Origin of the sequence: Pontibacterium sinense, from assembly GCF_015209595.1 — a bacterium.
Lineage (GTDB): Bacteria > Pseudomonadota > Gammaproteobacteria > Pseudomonadales > Balneatricaceae > Pontibacterium > Pontibacterium sinense.
Map to the genome: position 1 here is coordinate 33,247 of NZ_JADEYS010000016.1, position 16,419 is coordinate 49,665.

General features: G+C 49.4%; 17 protein-coding genes. 6 read left to right on the forward strand and 11 right to left on the reverse strand.

Annotated elements, in window-relative coordinates; genetic code table 11:
• Positions 1 to 41 precede the first annotated feature (41 nt).
• The 3 genes from hisC to IOQ59_RS15030 all read right to left on the reverse strand — a co-directional run bounded on the left by hisC (position 42) and on the right by IOQ59_RS15030 (position 2,256).
• Positions 42 to 1,115 carry a histidinol-phosphate transaminase gene (gene hisC, locus IOQ59_RS15020; RefSeq protein WP_193954201.1) on the reverse strand — a complete coding sequence of 358 codons (1,074 nt, stop codon included), beginning with the start codon at positions 1,113 to 1,115 and terminating at the stop codon, positions 42 to 44.
• A gap of 168 nt (positions 1,116 to 1,283) precedes the next feature.
• The gene (locus IOQ59_RS15025) at positions 1,284 to 1,496 is read right to left on the reverse strand and encodes a hypothetical protein (RefSeq protein ID WP_193954202.1); all 213 of its coding nucleotides are present in this window, start codon (positions 1,494 to 1,496) and stop codon (positions 1,284 to 1,286) included.
• Positions 1,497 to 1,833: 337 nt separating this feature from the next.
• A complete protein-coding gene (locus tag IOQ59_RS15030; protein WP_193954203.1) occupies positions 1,834 to 2,256 on the reverse strand; it encodes a bacteriohemerythrin in 423 nt (140 codons plus the stop codon).
• 314 nt (positions 2,257 to 2,570) lie between these two features.
• Between IOQ59_RS15030 and IOQ59_RS15035 the strand changes: the two genes are divergently transcribed.
• Positions 2,571 to 3,272, forward strand: a complete 702-nt coding sequence (locus tag IOQ59_RS15035; RefSeq protein WP_193954204.1) for a GGDEF domain-containing protein — start codon at positions 2,571 to 2,573, stop codon at positions 3,270 to 3,272.
• Positions 3,273 to 3,487: 215 nt separating this feature from the next.
• Complete coding sequence (locus IOQ59_RS15040) at positions 3,488 to 4,912, forward strand: aspartate kinase (protein WP_193954205.1); 1,425 nt, start codon at positions 3,488 to 3,490, stop codon at positions 4,910 to 4,912.
• Positions 4,913 to 4,987: 75 nt separating this feature from the next.
• On the opposite strand, the gene IOQ59_RS15045 is transcribed toward IOQ59_RS15040, so the two are convergent.
• Positions 4,988 to 5,605, reverse strand: coding sequence for a nitroreductase family protein (locus tag IOQ59_RS15045; protein ID WP_193954206.1), 618 nt, complete (start codon positions 5,603 to 5,605; stop codon positions 4,988 to 4,990).
• A gap of 27 nt (positions 5,606 to 5,632) precedes the next feature.
• On the reverse strand, positions 5,633 to 6,547 hold the full coding sequence (locus IOQ59_RS15050; protein ID WP_193954207.1) for an EamA family transporter: 915 nt from the start codon (positions 6,545 to 6,547) through the stop codon (positions 5,633 to 5,635).
• Positions 6,548 to 6,634: 87 nt separating this feature from the next.
• Here IOQ59_RS15050 and IOQ59_RS15055 point away from each other — a divergent pair, with 87 nt between their 5' ends.
• Positions 6,635 to 7,150 (forward strand): MarR family winged helix-turn-helix transcriptional regulator, encoded by a 516-nt coding sequence (locus tag IOQ59_RS15055; RefSeq protein ID WP_193954209.1) that lies wholly within the window; start codon positions 6,635 to 6,637, stop codon positions 7,148 to 7,150.
• A 75-nt stretch (positions 7,151 to 7,225) separates the two neighbouring features.
• Here IOQ59_RS15055 and IOQ59_RS15060 read toward each other — a convergent pair whose 3' ends face one another.
• The 4 genes from IOQ59_RS15060 to IOQ59_RS15075 form a co-directional block, all read right to left on the reverse strand.
• The gene (locus IOQ59_RS15060; protein ID WP_193954211.1) at positions 7,226 to 7,531 is read right to left on the reverse strand and encodes a hypothetical protein; all 306 of its coding nucleotides are present in this window, start codon (positions 7,529 to 7,531) and stop codon (positions 7,226 to 7,228) included.
• 271 nt (positions 7,532 to 7,802) lie between these two features.
• On the reverse strand, positions 7,803 to 8,108 hold the full coding sequence (locus tag IOQ59_RS15065) for a hypothetical protein (protein ID WP_193954212.1): 306 nt from the start codon (positions 8,106 to 8,108) through the stop codon (positions 7,803 to 7,805).
• 269 nt (positions 8,109 to 8,377) lie between these two features.
• Positions 8,378 to 8,683, reverse strand: a complete 306-nt coding sequence (locus IOQ59_RS15070; protein ID WP_193954213.1) for a hypothetical protein — start codon at positions 8,681 to 8,683, stop codon at positions 8,378 to 8,380.
• A gap of 240 nt (positions 8,684 to 8,923) precedes the next feature.
• Positions 8,924 to 9,994, reverse strand: coding sequence for a nucleoid-associated protein (locus tag IOQ59_RS15075; protein ID WP_193954214.1), 1,071 nt, complete (start codon positions 9,992 to 9,994; stop codon positions 8,924 to 8,926).
• A gap of 103 nt (positions 9,995 to 10,097) precedes the next feature.
• Here IOQ59_RS15075 and IOQ59_RS15080 point away from each other — a divergent pair, with 103 nt between their 5' ends.
• Positions 10,098 to 10,676, forward strand: coding sequence for a YaeQ family protein (locus IOQ59_RS15080; RefSeq protein ID WP_228050930.1), 579 nt, complete (start codon positions 10,098 to 10,100; stop codon positions 10,674 to 10,676).
• 67 nt (positions 10,677 to 10,743) lie between these two features.
• Entirely contained in the window at positions 10,744 to 12,324 is a 1,581-nt protein-coding gene (locus IOQ59_RS15085; protein WP_193954216.1) for a Na/Pi cotransporter family protein, read from the forward strand.
• Here the strand turns inward: IOQ59_RS15085 and arfB are convergent.
• Both arfB and IOQ59_RS15095 read right to left on the reverse strand, forming a co-directional pair.
• A complete protein-coding gene (gene arfB / locus IOQ59_RS15090) occupies positions 12,314 to 12,727 on the reverse strand; it encodes an alternative ribosome rescue aminoacyl-tRNA hydrolase ArfB (RefSeq protein WP_193954217.1) in 414 nt (137 codons plus the stop codon). The genes IOQ59_RS15085 and arfB overlap by 11 nt on opposite strands.
• 40 nt (positions 12,728 to 12,767) lie before the next feature.
• Positions 12,768 to 12,977, reverse strand: coding sequence for a PA3496 family putative envelope integrity protein (locus tag IOQ59_RS15095; protein WP_193954219.1), 210 nt, complete (start codon positions 12,975 to 12,977; stop codon positions 12,768 to 12,770).
• Positions 12,978 to 13,436: 459 nt separating this feature from the next.
• On the opposite strand from IOQ59_RS15095, the gene IOQ59_RS15100 reads away from it, so the two are divergent.
• The gene (locus IOQ59_RS15100) at positions 13,437 to 16,172 is read left to right on the forward strand and encodes a bifunctional acetate--CoA ligase family protein/GNAT family N-acetyltransferase (protein WP_193954220.1); all 2,736 of its coding nucleotides are present in this window, start codon (positions 13,437 to 13,439) and stop codon (positions 16,170 to 16,172) included.
• The last annotated feature ends 247 nt before the right edge of the window (positions 16,173 to 16,419 follow it).

Genomic DNA, 16,419 nt, shown 5'->3' on the forward strand with positions numbered 1-16,419 from the left:
CTCTACCCGGAGCTTTGCCGCGACGACAAATGAGTGGCTGATTAGCCCATGGAAATAATGTCAGGGTGCCGTTTCAGTGTGTCTACCAGCAGCTGCATCTCTTCGGGTGTGCCGATGGTGATACGCAGGTGGTTGTCGATGCCCGGTTTGCTAAAGTGGCGTACCAAAACCTTATTTGCGCGCAAGAACCCCATGAGCTCAGCCGCTTCAACGTAGCGGTGGCTGGTAAACAGGAAGTTAGTTTTGGACGGTACCGTCACAAAACCCAGCTCAGCTAACGCTTTTTCCGTCCACTCGCGAGTATCGATGATTTTCTGTGTGGTTTCACGGAAGTAGGCGTCATCTTTAATCGCAGCGACAGAGGATGCAATTGCCAGCATATCCAGCGGGTAGGAGTTAAAGCTGTTTTTGACGCGCTCAAGGCCGGCAATCAGGTCTTCGTGTCCCACTGCATAACCCACCCGCATTCCCGCCAGTGAGCGAGATTTAGAGAAGGTTTGAATGACCAGAACGTTGTCGTAGCGATTGATCAGCTCGACTGCGCTGGTGGCACCAAAATCAACATAAGCCTCGTCGACCACGACCAGAGATTCGGTATTGCGCTGTAACAGCGCTTCGATCTCGCTCAATGCTAGGGCGCGCCCGGTAGGGGCGTTGGGATTGGCGAAGATAATACCCGCGTTAGGTTCTGCGTAATCGTTCAGATCGATGCTGAAGTCATCGCACAACGGAATCTGCTTGTACTCTATGTCGTACAGGTTGCAGTACACGTCATAAAAGCTGTAGGTGGTTTCCGGCAGCAAGAGCGGATGTTCCTGACGGAAAAAAGCCATAAAAGTAAGGGCTAATACTTCGTCAGAACCGTTGCCCACAAATACATTTTTCTTTTCCAGCGAGAAATGATCTGCCAGCGCCTGTTTTAATTCAGCGCAATCCGGATCTGAGTAGAGGCGCAATCGATCCAGTGGAAAGTCTCGAATAGCAGCTTCCGCAGCAGGCGACGGGGGGTAAGGGTTTTCGTTAGTATTTAATTTAGTGATACCGGTGTCTTTCGGCTGTTCACCGGGAACGTAAGGGGTGAGGCCGTTAACCGCCTCGCTCCAATATTTACTCATGGCGCTGACTTATCTTCTCTGTCAAAAAGGAGTGTGCCCGCGGACACAGGATAGTGTCTGAGCATATCAGAGAAGAGTGTTGAAATCCGCAAAAAAGCACGCGCGAAATATGGCTCGCCCATACCCTGTTTATAGGTGCATTCTCATCTTATGGGTCGAGGGTTGCGATCAGCGACGCGAAATTTCCCGCATCAAACTGCTCAGATCCATATCTTGCATAGCAGCAAGTGAATCGAGGTCTCCGGCAACAGGAGGTAAATTGCTTTTACGCTTCTTGGCCTCTTTTTTCTCTTCGACCAATTGTTCGAGTTTTTGCTGAATTATATCGAGTTGTTCAAGACTCAAGGGCATCAGCTTCTGGCTGATTTCGTCGTTTATCATAGTGAGCAATATGTACTACCAAGCAGATGAATAGGACGTCCTTATTACTGCTAATAAGCGCCTGATACTTGTTAGGAATAAAAGTTCAGGGGTGAGCTTATTAAATTGTAGTCCCTTTCCCGGAAATAAACCGCGTTTGGCAAGTGAATACCAAGTGGTATTGCCGGGTTCCTGATAATGAGGAGAACGAACTTTATAACTAAATATAAGCGCGTTGCAATATACGACAATAAAATTCGTTCAGATCAGCGGTTAAATTTGATTAACCGCTGGGCGCTACTGACCATCAACCGTAAAACTCAGAAAAGATAAAGCGTACGTTCGTTTAATTAAGGGCTTAGTCGTGTCGTGATACAAACATGGCGGTCACTGTATCCATCGTATTTATGTGATTAATAAACCAGGGAGTCATCGTTTCTGTCAGATATTTCTCTAACGTTTCCGGTTCCATCCCGTTCTGCCAGTGTTGATAGACTTCCTGCAGTTCAGCCAGTACCCGTTCATGTTCACCTTTGTGGCATCCATACGCCGGGAACCCTGTGCGTTCCATCTCTGCTTCTTCACGCGCAAAGTGTTCCTGATCATGAACAAAAATTGCGTGCATGGTTTCTGTAATCGCCGCCCGATCAAATTCAGAATTGTCTTTAGCGTCCTGCACCATGGCATAGATTTTGTTGGTTAGCAGGGTGGCTTCGCGGTGATCGTCATTCATGAAATCCAGCTGGACGCTGGGGATCGTTTCGAGGGGTAAGCTGCTCATTGTTTGCTCCTGGCTACTGGGCTGCAAATTGATGCGGATTACATTAGCTGAATTGCAAATAGGCGCGTTTGATGGATGTCAATTTCACCAGGATGGCTTTTTTGTATCTGTACTTTGGAAATCGGAAATGCGGCCGATAAGGACCCCTGTTTGTTGTAGATCGAACGTTAATAAATTTCTGGTTACGAACGATCAACGTTACAATGTCAGAACAGAATACGGCCCATGCCTGCATAATATAAGGGCTGGAATTGCGATAGAGGTTGGTCAGGCGTTTGAATAGTCACAGGTTTCAGAAAAGGCGGCGTCTCTGGATGGAGTTGCTGTTTTGCAGTCCACTGTTCTTAGGCATCATCTTTCTGAATATGGAGTTTGATGCAGCAGAGCATGTTTTTGCATATCTGCAGCAATATGAAAGTATGCAGCTGGATGATCTGGTTTTCAGCCTGATGTTCATCCTTCCTTTGTATTTGTTGATCTTTGCTTTACGACGCAAACGTGAGATTGAAATGCTAGTCTCTCAGGCTGGCACCGATTCGCTGACCGGCATCCTAAACCGTCGTCGGGCCGTAGAAATTCTGACGAATGAAGTGCGTCGTTCACATCGTTCAGATTCACCGCTGGCACTGATTGTTTTTGATATCGATCACTTTAAATTGATCAACGATACCTATGGTCACCCAGCAGGGGATCGGGTATTGCAGCAGCTGATTCGTAGTATCAGTCAGTTTGTGCGCAGCTACGATTACCTCGCCCGCATCGGGGGGGAGGAGTTTATGATTATCGTCACTGAAACTGACGGTTCGGTTGCTACCAATATCGCTGATCGTTTGCGATTGCAGGTTGAAACTGAGAGCTTTGGTTTAGATCGAGCGGTGACTGCCAGCTTTGGCGTCTCTCAGTTACGTAAAGGCGAATCCTATTCTGACCTGATGCACCGTACCGACGAGCGTCTGTACTGGGCAAAGAATGAAGGTCGCAACCGGGTAGTGGGACCTTCTGCAGGGAAAAGTTGATCGGCTTAAGATCACTTTATCGCTGATGTTAGCCAATAGGTTAACGATGTTCTGCACACAAGTTCATACTTTTGGTGTATAATTTTGCGCCAAATTTTTCTGTATTTCGCGCTGGAAAGGGCCAGTTATTGTGGAGTGTTAGGCACAATGCTTCATGTTCTGATCCGTTCACAGGCGAAGACCAACGGCAGTCACTGAGAAAGCGTAATTTAAGTATGCATACAGTTGAGAAGATTGGCGGCACGTCCATGAGCCGCTTTCAGGAATTGATGGACACTATTCTGATAGGTAAGCGCAGCGAAGATCAGCTGTATAACCGAATTTTTGTGGTGTCTGCATACGGCGGTATTACCAACCAGCTGTTGGAACATAAAAAAACCGGTGAGCCGGGTGTTTACGCACGTTTTGCAAATGCAGAAAGTGAAGAAGCCTGGGTAGAAGCGCTGAATAAACTTCAGGTGAATATGCAGGAGATTAACTCCGAGCTATTTGACTCTGAGTTTGAGCTGACCTCAGCGAACAACTTTGTTGCTGAACGCCTGAATGATGTACGTGACTGCATGAAGAGCTTGCATCACTTGTGCAGCTACGGTCACTTCCAGCTGGAAGAGCATCTGATGAAGGTGCGTGAGATGCTGGCGTCAATTGGTGAAGCTCACAGTGCATACAACTCGGTATTAGCCCTGCGTAAAGAAGGTATTAACGCCCGCTTCGTTGACCTGACCGGTTGGCATATGGCTACGCCAATTCCTTTCGAAGAGATGGTCGCTAAGCAATTTGATGGCATCGAGTTTGATAAAGAGCTGGTCATTGCAACGGGATATACCCATTGCGAAGAAGGTCTGATGACTACCTTTGACCGTGGTTATAGCGAGATGACCTTCAGTGCAATTGCAACTGTCACAGGTGCAACTGAAGCGATCATTCATAAGGAATATCACTTGAGTTCTGCCGACCCGATGCTGGTGGGTACGGATAATGTGGTTACGATCGGCCGTACAAACTACGACGTCGCCGATCAGCTGTCGAATCTGGGTATGGAAGCGATCCACCCTAAAGCGGCAAAAGGCTTGCGTCGCTGCGGTGTGCAGTTACGTATTAAGAATGCATTCCAGCCTGAAGACGAAGGTACTTTGATTAGCCAGGAATATCGCAGCGAAATCCCACGTGTTGAGATCATTGCCGGACGCAAAGATGTCTTTGGTATCGAAATTTTCGATCAGGAGATGCTGGGTGATGCGGGATACGATATTGAGATCTCCACATTGCTGCGTCAGCTGAAGCTGTATGTGGTTAACAAAGATGCGGATGCGAACAGCATCACATATTATGTTGCGGGTTCCCGCAAGATGGTAAACCGTGCAACCCGTCTGATCGAAGACACATACCCGGAAGGTGCGGTACAGCTGCACAACCTGGCAATTGTGTCTGCTATCGGTTCGCACATGAAGGTGAAAGGCATTCTGGCCCGCACCGTTACTGCACTGGCAGAAGCTGACATCAATGTGCAGGCCCTGCACCAGTCAATCCGTCAGGTCGAGATGCAGTGTATTGTGCATGAAGATGATTACGATCAGGCTATTATTGCTCTGCATCAGGCGCTTATTGAGAATGGAAATAATCTGCACGACGCGGCTTAATGCGCGTCTGGTAGTAAAAAAGGCGGCCTTTGGGTCGCCTTTTTTGTGTCTGTATAAAAGATGAGAATCGTTCTGCTATACGGTTCGCATGACCTCTGAGAGAGGCTTGCGGCGTTTCTGAGGCCAGTTACTTTCCTTTGGATAGCCTGCAGTGATCAGCATAACAGGAACCTCTTCCGGTGATAGTTCGAAGGTATCACTCAGTAATTCCGTATCAAACCCACTCATCGCACCAGTTGCCAGCCCCATCCCCTGAGCAGCGAGTATCAATGTCATAGCGGCCAGTGATGCGGAGCGGAAAGCTTCATCACGTTGTAGCTGAGCATTGTTCTCATGAGACATTGTGGCAGCAGACACCCAGCTGGCTTGCAGGTTTTCACTGATAATACCGGCGTCAACTGAGGGTTGAAGCGTTTCAGTCAGCTGTTTATGCGCCTCTAGTGTGCCGCAAACAATAAAGGTTACGGGCGCATCCCCAACTTGCGACTGCCCGTATGCGATTTGCTGCAGTTTAGTTCTGGCAATATCAGAGCGCACCGCAATAAATTTCCAGTTCTGTAGGTTATACGCCGAGGGGGCTAATGTTGCACAACGTACTAACTCCTCTACCTGCGTATCAGAGATCGGAGAGTCCGTCTGGTAGCGCGTGGTGGATGTTCGGGTCTCAAGTAATTGGGTCATTGGGTTGGACATGTAAGCATCCTCTGATATTAATTCAGGTTAAGGTTTTGCTGTGCAGCGCGCAGCTTTAGAGGTTGGTGCGCTGGTATGTTGGGGTGTTTTAGGTGCTGAGGCCCATTGCACCGCGAGAATACTGCCCAATACTGTGAACAGTCCAAGCAGTGAAACACCACTCATGCTCTGATCAAGTATTAGCCAGCCTAATATCACTGCTGTGAGAGGGCTCAGCAGGCCAAGGGAGGACACCGCAACGGGAGAAACCCGGCTAATGCCTCTGAACCAGAGTGCGTATGCCAGCAGCGCCCCAAACAGTGATAAATAGATATAACCGACGACCTGCAGGGAGTTGAGGCTTGGCAGTGGTGGATCAACGATCAGTGCAATCGGCATTAACATCAAGCCGCCGAGCAACAATTGCCAGCCTGTCATTGCCAGAACCGGCAGGTCACTGCGCCAGCGACGTGTCAGATATGTGCCGCCTGCCATACAGATTGCGCCAATCAGCGCGGCAGCAATACCGATTGGATCCCAAGCGGCTCCTGGCGCGAGTAGTAGCGCTGCCATGCCGATGACACCTGTAAAGCTCGCCCACACCGCCAGTTTAGCTGGACGTTGCTGATCACATCCCCATATCAGTCCCATCACGATCAATGGCTGAATCGCGCCCAATACCGCAGCAAGTCCGCCAGGTAATCGATATGCTGCAACAAACAGGAACGCTTGAAATACACCAATATTCAATGCAGCGAGAATGATAAGCCGCCACCATTGGCAGTGTTTAAGAAAACGTAGGCTAAACATTACCAGCAGAATTCCGGCAGGGAGTGTTCGTAGTAGCGCTGCAGTGAATGGGCGATCTGCTGGCAACAGTTCTGTGGTCACAATATAGGTTGAGCCCCAGACCATCGGCGCCAGCGCAGTTAGAAAAAGATCGGAAAAGCGTGTGATAGGCATAGTTATTTGTCTTCAATTCAAGATAAAATAAAGTCTTGCATGTAAATACCTTGATATCAAGATAAATTATTTGAAGAGAGTGTGGCAATGAAGGCTAAGCAGCAGAAAGATGCAGTCGACTTGATTCTGGATCAATGGGAGCGTGAAAGACCCGATCTGGATGTGACTCCTATGGGGACGTTGGGACGGTTGAAGCGCAGTGCTGCGTTGTTACAGCGAAGATTGGATGTTGTTTTTGCTGAGTTTGGCATGACGCTGTGGGAGTTTGATGTACTGGCGACGTTACGTCGTTCTGGCGCGCCCTACTGCTTGGCTCCTACCGAGTTGTTTTCAACACTGATGATAACCTCCGGTACGATGACCCATCGCTTAAAAAGCCTGGAATCGTCCGGGTTGGTTGAGCGGCAGGCAAATCCCGACGACGCGCGTAGCAAGCTGGTTAAACTAACAGACAAAGGGTTGGATCTGATCAATAGAACTGTCGAAGCGCATGTGGATAATATCCACGGCATTCTGGCTCCGCTGGCGGGAAGTGACCTTCAAGCGTTGGATCAGGGATTGGTGGCCATGCTGGGGATGCTTGAATCTGCAGATGAGAAGTAAGGCCGCTTTATTTCGGGCAAAAGAAAACCCCGGCAACCGAAGTTGGCGGGGCTTCTGGAAGAACTAAACCTGATATTACTTGGACAGGTTAGTTACTTCGCTCATTGCAGCTTCGCGAGCTTCAGTCGCGATCGCAGTGAATGCTTCGCCCTGTGCTTTCAGCAGTTCGAACAGTGCTTTGTTCGCTTCAACGTTGAACTGGATTACATCTTCAGGAGATTTCAGTTCTTTTGCTTTTTCAGCTTCAGTCTGGAAGAAGCTAGTCAGTGCTTCACCTGTTTTCTGCTGCTGTGCAACAGACTTAGAGATAGCGTCGGCCTGAATGGTCATCAGGGTTTTAACAGCTTCGAAAGGCTTCTGGAAATCAACGTTGTTAGTCATGGCGAGTGCTCCGATAAATTTTGTTGCAGTGCAAAATCAGTATGCAGCCATATTACTGGTTGAAAATCAGCCAGTCAACATGTTTTTGTGCGGTGCACAAAAATAGTTTTGTCTCCGACCTAAGACTCGGATTACGGGTAGGCATGAAACGGTGCTGACTGGGTAAAGGCGTGTTTTTAGTGATGGGATAAGACGGACAGGGGACAAGTTTCAGACAAAAGAAAACCCCGGCAACCGACGTTGGCGGGGTTTCTTGAAATGCTAGGCGGACTTATTTAGTCAGGCTAGTCACTTCGCTCATAGCAGCTTCACGTGCAGAATTAGCGATCGCGGTGAATGCTTCGCCCTGAGCTTTCATCAGTTCGAACAGTGCTTTGTTCGCATCCATGTTGAACTTGATGATGTCTTCAGGTGTTTTCAGTTCTTTTGCTTTTTCAGCTTCAGCTTTGAAGAAATTAGTCAGCTCTTCACCGGATTTCTGCTGCTGAGCAACAGATTTAGAGATAGCGTCTGCCTGAATAGTCATCAGGGTTTTAACAGCTTCGAAAGGCTTCTGGAAATCAGCGTTGTTAGTCATAGCGAGTGCTCCGATAAATTTTGTTGCAGTGCAAAAATAATATGTGGCCATAGTACTGGTTGAAAATCAGCCAGTCAAACTATTTTTGTGCAGTGCACAAAAATAGTTATATCTTCGGTCAATGCCTGATAAGGGGGAGGGCATGAAGCCATGCTGGCCCGGTAACGGTGTGTTCTTAGTGAAGGGGCAAGACGGGCAGATAGCATTTTCAGGCAAAAGAAAACCCCGGCAACCGAAGTTGGCGGGGTTTCTGGAAGTACTCAGCGGACTTATTTAGTCAGGCTAGCAACTTCGCTCATAGCGGCTTCACGTGCAGAGTTAGCGATTGCAGTGAATGCTTCGCCCTGAGCTTTCATCAGTTCGAACAGTGCTTTGTTCGCATCCATGTTGAACTTGATGATGTCTTCAGGGGTTTTCAGTTCTTTTGCTTTTTCAGCTTCAGCTTTGAAGAAGTTAGTCAGCTCTTCACCGGATTTCTGCTGCTGTTCAACAGATTTAGTGATTGCTTCAGCCTGAATCGTCATCAGGGATTTAACAGCTTCGAAAGGCTTCTGGAAATCTACAGGTGCGTTCATCGTTATCTTCTCCGTAAGTTTGTTGCGATGCACAATATGGGAATTATTGTAGGCTTAATTTTGATCAAGTCAATATTTTTTTGTGCGCTGCACAAAATCCTCTGGCAGACCTTGAATCACGTTGATTGGTCGTGAGAAGTTAGTGCTATTCTGCGGTCGGATTGTGACGGGGAGATGTCCGCTAGAGTGTAAAAATGTTGCATGTCTAGCGGACATGGAGAAGAGGGTGATCCAGAGGGGTTAGCTGTCGTCTTGTTCCAGCGCGATGCGAATCTGCTCCATCACTTTAGTGGGTAATTTTTTCAGGGTTAGCGTGCCGTTTTCTTCATCGAATACAATCTCTTTGCCGGAGTTTGCCCGCCCCAAGGCTTTTTTGGTGAAGTCTAACTGCCAGTTGTCAGACTTGGCTTTTACTTTAGAGAAGCGGTTGATGGTGCTGGTGTGCGGCTGAAACTCATGGCTGACGTTATAAGGTCCGCCGTTCGCAAAGTCACCGAATGTGCCTGCTGCTGTTTCCGCCTGTTCAGGTGGGATGTAGGCGTCAAACAGGTTTTCGATATCGTTAAGGTTTGCGGTCTGTTTGTCGGAACGCTGGCGCTCCAGATAGCTGACCACATCTTCGACAATATCTTCTTTTCTCTCACCCAGATCATACTGGCTGCAGAAATCACGTGTTGCCCGGATCAACTCCCCGGTTGATTTCCGGGACGGCGTGACGTCAGTACAGCCGAACGCTGTGGAGAAGTAGTGGGTGATCTCACCCTTTTGTTTGCTACCGATAAAACTTAGGTAGCTGTCTTTACCCTGTTTGTATGTGGTGATGTTGATACGGGCAGCCTGATGCAACTGTTCCAGATTCACCTCAATCACTTCAGTTGGGCTCAGGGTCTCATCCAAAGCAATACTACTGCGGTCCCGCACCAATGCCACCAGCATATAATCCGCCCGATCACTGCCATACACCGCAAAAATCACATAACCCCCGGATGCAGCACGAGCCGAAGGTGCAGCAATTGCTGCGGCTAACTGCGACATGCCAGCTTCCATCAACTGAGCAAAGTTCTCAGGTGCTTCTTCGTTGACCAGAAATTTGTCAAAGGCAGAGATAAAGGGGTAACCCTCTTCATTTTCCTGGTTAAAGGAACCATGCGTAAGAGAGGAGCGGCGTTCAAATGCGTTGAGTAGAGACTCAAACAGATTGATCACCATACCGCTGTGGATGTCCATGACACCACCTTTGTCGCTGATCTGGGCGGTTTCTTCGTCGGCTTCTTTTAATAGCTCACGAATAGCAAGGTGTTTGAGTTCCATGGTGTCTCCAGGGCGGAATGGGTTCGGCAGTAGGGCGCCAATTTTAGCCTAAGTTAAGCCTGTTCCGCGATACCTGAGATTTGGTAGGAATCACGTATAATCCATGTCTACTCTCCACTCAACAGAACTGAACGGGAAACCTGCTGCCATGGCGCTGAAGCCTACGATATATAAAGTGGATCTGAATCTGGTCGATATGGATCGGAACAACTACCAGCAGTGCAAATTGACGCTGGCGCTGCATCCATCTGAAACCCCGGAGCGCATGATGGTTCGCTTGTTGGTGTATGGGCTGAATCAGGATCAGGATCTGGTGTTTAGTCGCGGAATTTCTGCGACAGATGAGCCCGATCTTTGGATTATCCGTCCGGATGGCAGTGTTGATCACTGGATTGAGTTGGGTCAGGCATCGACGGATCGTATCCGCAAGGGCATCAGCCGTGCGCCAGAAGTCACGCTATATGCCTATGGCAGCGAAACGGATATCTGGTGGGAAAAGAATAAGGAGAGCTTACAGGCGCTTCCTAAGTTGTCGATCTACCGATTCAATTGGGATGAGGTGGAACAGCTAGCCGCTATGGTAAACCGCAATATGGAACTGACGCTAACTATCAGTGACGGGGATCTGTTCCTTGCGGATGATCAACATCAGGTCAGCTTGACCGTGCGTCAACTCTCTTAATCACCGTATTCCGTCAGTCAGCAGCTATGCTTTTTAAATAAGCGGCTGTTGAACTGAGGGGATGGTTGTGGGGGTATTGCAGGCACTGGGTGGCCTTGGGGTTTTTATCCTTGGCATGGTCATCATGGTGGATGGCTTACATTCCGGTGCCGGAGACGGTCAGCAGCGTTTGCTGGCACGCTTTACCCGAAGCCCTCTGACCGGGGCGCTAACCGGCGCTGCCTCAACCGCAGTTTTACAGTCCTCCAGTGCGACAACCATTGCCGCGGTGGGGTTTGTCAGCGCCGGTTTGCTCTCTTTCCCCCAAGCGCTGGGTATTATCTACGGTGCTAATCTCGGAACCACTGTCACAGGATGGTTGGTGGTTTTCCTTGGCTTTAAGCTTAAATTAGGTGTTTTACTGCTACCGCTGATCTTTCTGGGCACGATTCTGCGGGTGTTTGCCAACGGGCGTACAGCAGATCTTGGTTACGCGTTAGCGGGTTTTGGCCTGATCTTTCTTGGCATCAGTCTGATGCAGCAGGGCCTGCAGGGCTTTGATGACCTGATTACACCGCAGACCTTTCCTGACGATACGCTGATCGGGCGTTTACAGCTGGTATTGCTAGGGATTTTGATAACACTGATTACGCAATCCTCCAGTGCAGGGGTTGCTGCGATGTTGACGCTGTTGTTCGCTGGTAGTATCAATTTTGCGCAGGCAGCGGCTGTGGTTATTGGTATGGATCTGGGGACATCGGTTAAAGCGCTGATTGCTACCTTGGGAGGGCATGTGGAAGCCCGCCGTACCGGGGTCTCCCATTTGGTTTTTAATGCGGTGACGGTGTTGATTGCACTGATGATGCTTGATCCCTTTATCTACTTCTGGCAACTGCTCTCGGCGGCTGATGTAGAGGATACTGCGGAATTTGCGCTGGTTGCCTTTCACTCCAGCTTTAATCTGGCTGCGGTGATCCTTTTGTTGCCGCTTGCTAATCAGTTCGCCCGGTTGATTGAACACCTGATCCCAGAAGGTAAGGATAAGCTCAGCCTCAGTCTTGATCCGTTTCTACTCAACGAACCCTCAATCGCTTTGCGTGCCGTCCTCCCGCAGTTAAAACGCTTGCGCGACCAGATAAGCTGTCAGCTCGGCTTGTTAGTGAAAGGGATACCTGCGGATAGAGAGCTTCTTTCGCGGTTGCAGCATTTGTTGGATCAGGTGCACAATTTTCTTAACGCACTGAAGGTAAAGCCTGACAAAACACAACATTGGGATGCGTTAACCGCAATGATGCACTGTATGGATCACCTGCAGCGGCTGCATGAACGTTGTGATGAGGAGCCGCAACGAGGGATGGCCGTCTCTAAAATGCGTATGTTGCATACCCAGCTCCATGCATTGCGCCACTACCTGCAGAATGAAGGTATGGACAGTGAAGTCTTAACGTCTTTACATGAGCGGTTATCACGCCAGCGTACCCGTATCCGGCAAGAAATCATTGCCCAGATGGTGTCAGGAAAGCTGGATGTAGAGGAGGGTACGGAGCAGCTGGAAGCATTGCGCTGGTTAGTCAGGGTCGTGAAGCATCTGGCGCGCATTGATGGTTATTTGGCAATTGCATCACTCAATGAGAAGAGGCTGCCAGCTACACCGCTCGCTAGTGATTAACTCTTTTACGTAATGCTTTGGTTTGTCCGCGCTGAGTTTTCTTATCCATTCTCTTTCGCTGGGATGACCGGGAGGGTTTAGTCGCACGTCGCGTTTTCTGAACAACCGTTGCATCTTTGATAAGCATGGCCAGACGTGCCAGAGCTGCCTCGCGGTTTTGCTCCTGACTGCGGTATTCCTGTGCCTTTAAGATGATGATTCCTTCATTACTGATACGACTGTCGCTGAGCGCGAGCAAGCGTTCTTTGTAATAGTCGGGCAGGGATGACGCACGGATGTCGAACCGTAGATGGATCGCGCTGGATACTTTATTGACGTTCTGGCCTCCCGCCCCCTGAGCTCTGATTGCGCGTAGCTCAATCTCATCGTCCGGGATAGAGACATTATTGGATATTTTTAACATCCTATTACTCTAAGCGCCGGAGGGGGCGGGGTAAAGCAATTCAGTCGTCGTCGAATACCTCGCGCAAGGCTTTTTGCAACTCTCTCTCTTCCTGCATCATCTCAATACGCCTCCGTTTGCTGGGGCTGATGCTTGATGACTTGTAGATCCGGGCGTCTTCCACTTCGCTCGCGCTTGCAAACTCTCCATCCGCCAAAAAGTCCTCTTCGACTGGATCGGATGCCTGATCGTGTTGCATGTCTCTTGCCATGATCACCACCTCGTTTGATTGACCGGTCTGAGCTGAGTATGGCCTAAATTTTCGCGAAGTGAAGAGAGAATTTTTGCAGTAATCCCCCTAAGGTATATGAGAAAAATTCAGATTCAATGTGTTTGGTTATTTGGTTTTTGAACTATTGTTCACTTAGTGATCTGAACTGTCGTCAAGGTGGCGGTTTCAGAGATTCCCTTAAACGGGAGATCTGTGGCATCACTTCGCAGTCACACAGTCTGTCGGGATTGATAGGCGAACTGCCAGGTAGGTGCAAGTAATAAGCGCGGTATGGGCTTGGCTCATACCGCGTTTCTACATCTATGACCTTAACTATGACTAATATCAAAATGTTCTAATTTTGCACCTGCGTAATTTAGACGATGGTAGTAGAATTGTTCGCTGTAATATTTTCTTGCTATAACGTCATCAGATTAGCTGAACGCTCCGAGGTCCGACTTGGGTACGAAGTATCTCAAACGCTTTTTTAAACCAACTTCCATCGCCGTCTTTGGTGCATCCGAGACTGTAAACAGCATGGGGGGTGCGGTCCTGCAAAATCTTCTTGAGAGTGGCTATCAGGGTGAGCTGATGGCCGTGAATTCTCAGGGCTATGAGCAGGTGTATGGAATTCCTTGTGTCAAAGCGCTGGGTGACCTGCCTGAGATGCCGGATTTGGCGATTATCTGCTCACCACCCGAAACGGTGCCGGGTATTATTCGAAAATTGGGCGCCAATATGGTGAAAGCGGCAGTGATTCTGACGGGTGGTTTATCCAGTCTGAATGCTGAAACCAAGCGTACATTGCATGATGAAGTGCGCGAGTCTGCACGGCCCTACGGCATCCGTATTTTAGGCCCCGATTGCATGGGAATGCTGGTGCCGGGTCATAAGATGAACGCCAGCTACTCGCACATGAACATCGCCAAAGGGAAGGTGGCCTATGTTGGCCAATCCGGTCTTTTGGGCACAGCGATGATTGATTGGGCGAACGGCCATGATATTGGCTTCTCTCACTTCTTAACGCTGGGTGATGGGGTGGATGTGGATTTGCCGTCCGTCGTCGATTACCTTGCGCAAGATCCTTATACACAATCAATCTTGTTACAGATCGACCGGGTTGAAGGGTCGTCCCGTAACTTCCTGTCTGCTATTCGTTCTGCTTCCCGTAACAAACTGGTGCTGGTGCTGAAATCGGATGTGATTCGTGATCAGAAGGTTAGTCACAATGTTGCTCCGGGTCTCGATGACGAAGATCAGGTGTATGATGCCGCTTTGCGCCGCGCCGGTGCTGTGAGGGTCGGCACCTCTGATGAGCTGTTTAATGCGCTCGAAACCCTGTCGCGTATGAAGCCGATGCGCGGTGAGCGTCTGGCGATTGTGTCCAACGGTATGGGCCCGATTGCGCTGGCGGCAGACCGCCTTTTGAAGAAAGGCGGCGAGTTGAGTCAGTTGACTGAACAGACAAGCAATCAACTGCACGATCTGTTACCTGATCACTGGGATGGCCAGAATCCAGTGGATCTGCATGCAGATGCGACACCGGAACGTTTTTCGGAAACCATTCGTATTCTGTCGAAAGACAAAAACGTTGATTGTATTTTGGTGCTGCATGCGCCAACACGTCTGGCACCGGGTGTTGATACCGCTGATGAAGTGGTGAAGGTTGCGAAAAAAACACCTCGTAATGTGCTGACCTGTTGGATGGGGCGTGCGACCGCGATTGAATCCCGCAATCACTTCTATAGCGCGGGTCTGCCAACGTTTATCTCCCCAGAGGAGAGTGTTGATGCGTTTATGCATATGGTGGACTACCGTCGCAATCAGAAAGTGATGCGTCAGACGCCGATGCCCTATACGGAGCAGAACGGTCCGAATCATCAGCGTGCACGCGAGATGGTGGCACAGGCACTGGAAGAGAAACGGGATTATCTGACCCACGCTGAAGTGGGCGATCTGTTGGATCTCTACGATGTACCCGCAATCAACACTCACTACGCAGATGATATCAACGGCGTGGTGGCAGTAGCGAAAAGCCTGGGTGGTTCCGTAGCTGTAAAAGCCCTGCATAAGGATAATGTTTACCCGTTCTGCTACGACGAAAAGTCTAATCAGCGCTGGAAAGATCTGGCGATGGATCTTTATTCCATTGGCGAAGTGAAGCATGCGGTGACCAAACTGGCGTACCGCGTGGGTGAGCGTTACGAAGATCAGGACTGCATGGGATTCTGCGTGCAGCAGATGAAACGCGGTTTCCAGTCGTTGCAGATCAACGTGGGCGTGACTCGTGACCCAACCTTTGGCCCAATGATTATTTTTGGTGTGGGTGGTTATGCGGTGGACGTGCAGGCTGACCGTCAGGTGATGTTGCCGCCACTGAATACCTCTCTGGCGATGGAGTTAATTAAGCATTCCCGCGTCTTTAACGTGATTCAGGAGAACAGCTACCAGCCTGAGCGTGACATCGAGCAGCTCAGTGATTTGCTGATTAAGCTGTCTGAGATGATCGTAGATCTGCCGAACATGGCGTGTCTGGAGATCAATCCGCTGCTGTTGAACAAACGCGGCTTATTGGTTGTTGATGCCACTGTTTCCTTAGGGGACGCGGTAGAACCGGCGATCTCACCGTATCCTGAGCACCTCAGTGAAAAAATCACCCTACGCCGTTCTAAGCGGGCTGCCGTTGTGCGACCTATCCGGGGTGAGGATGAACCGAATCATCTGGAGTTCTACAATACGCTGAGCCCGGAATCGATCCGTTTACGTTATTTCTACAGCCGTGGTGTACCAACCCACCATGAACTGGCGACCTGGACGCAGATCGATTACGACCGCGAAATGGCGTTTATCATCTCTGCACCGGTCAAAGAGGGGAAGGGTGTTGAAACGCTGGGGGTTGTGCGGGCCGTGACGGATGCGGATAACATCCGCAGTGAGTTCTCGATCGTTATTCGCGATGATCTGCAGGGTGAAGGCCTGGGTGAAATACTGATGCAAAAGGTCGTCGATTACTGCCGTGATCGCGGTACTTTGCAGATTATCGGTTCAACTTTGCCATCAAATAAGGGAATGCAGGGGCTGGCGAAAAAGCTGGGCTTCCGTAACAGCTTTAACGCTGAAGAGGAGGTTGTTGATATGAAGATGATGCTGAACGATCCGGTTGAAGACTGGCAGATTTACCGTCTGCAGCACTAAGTTTGTGTTCGCAGGTTCCTCAGAACTGCAACTGTTGAAATACCTGCTACACTGAAATCAGGTTTCGTTTTACATAGCTTTACTCTGATCGACTAGCGACGCATTTAGCAGGTTAGGACATCTTCTCCGTAGCAGGTAAGTAAGCATTTGGGCCGCTCCTTTGGAGCGGCTTTTTTATTGTCTGGCGGTTTGCCCCTTTCTGGTGCATATCCGTTTGGCTCTCGCAGAGTGCGGTGCTAGGATGCCG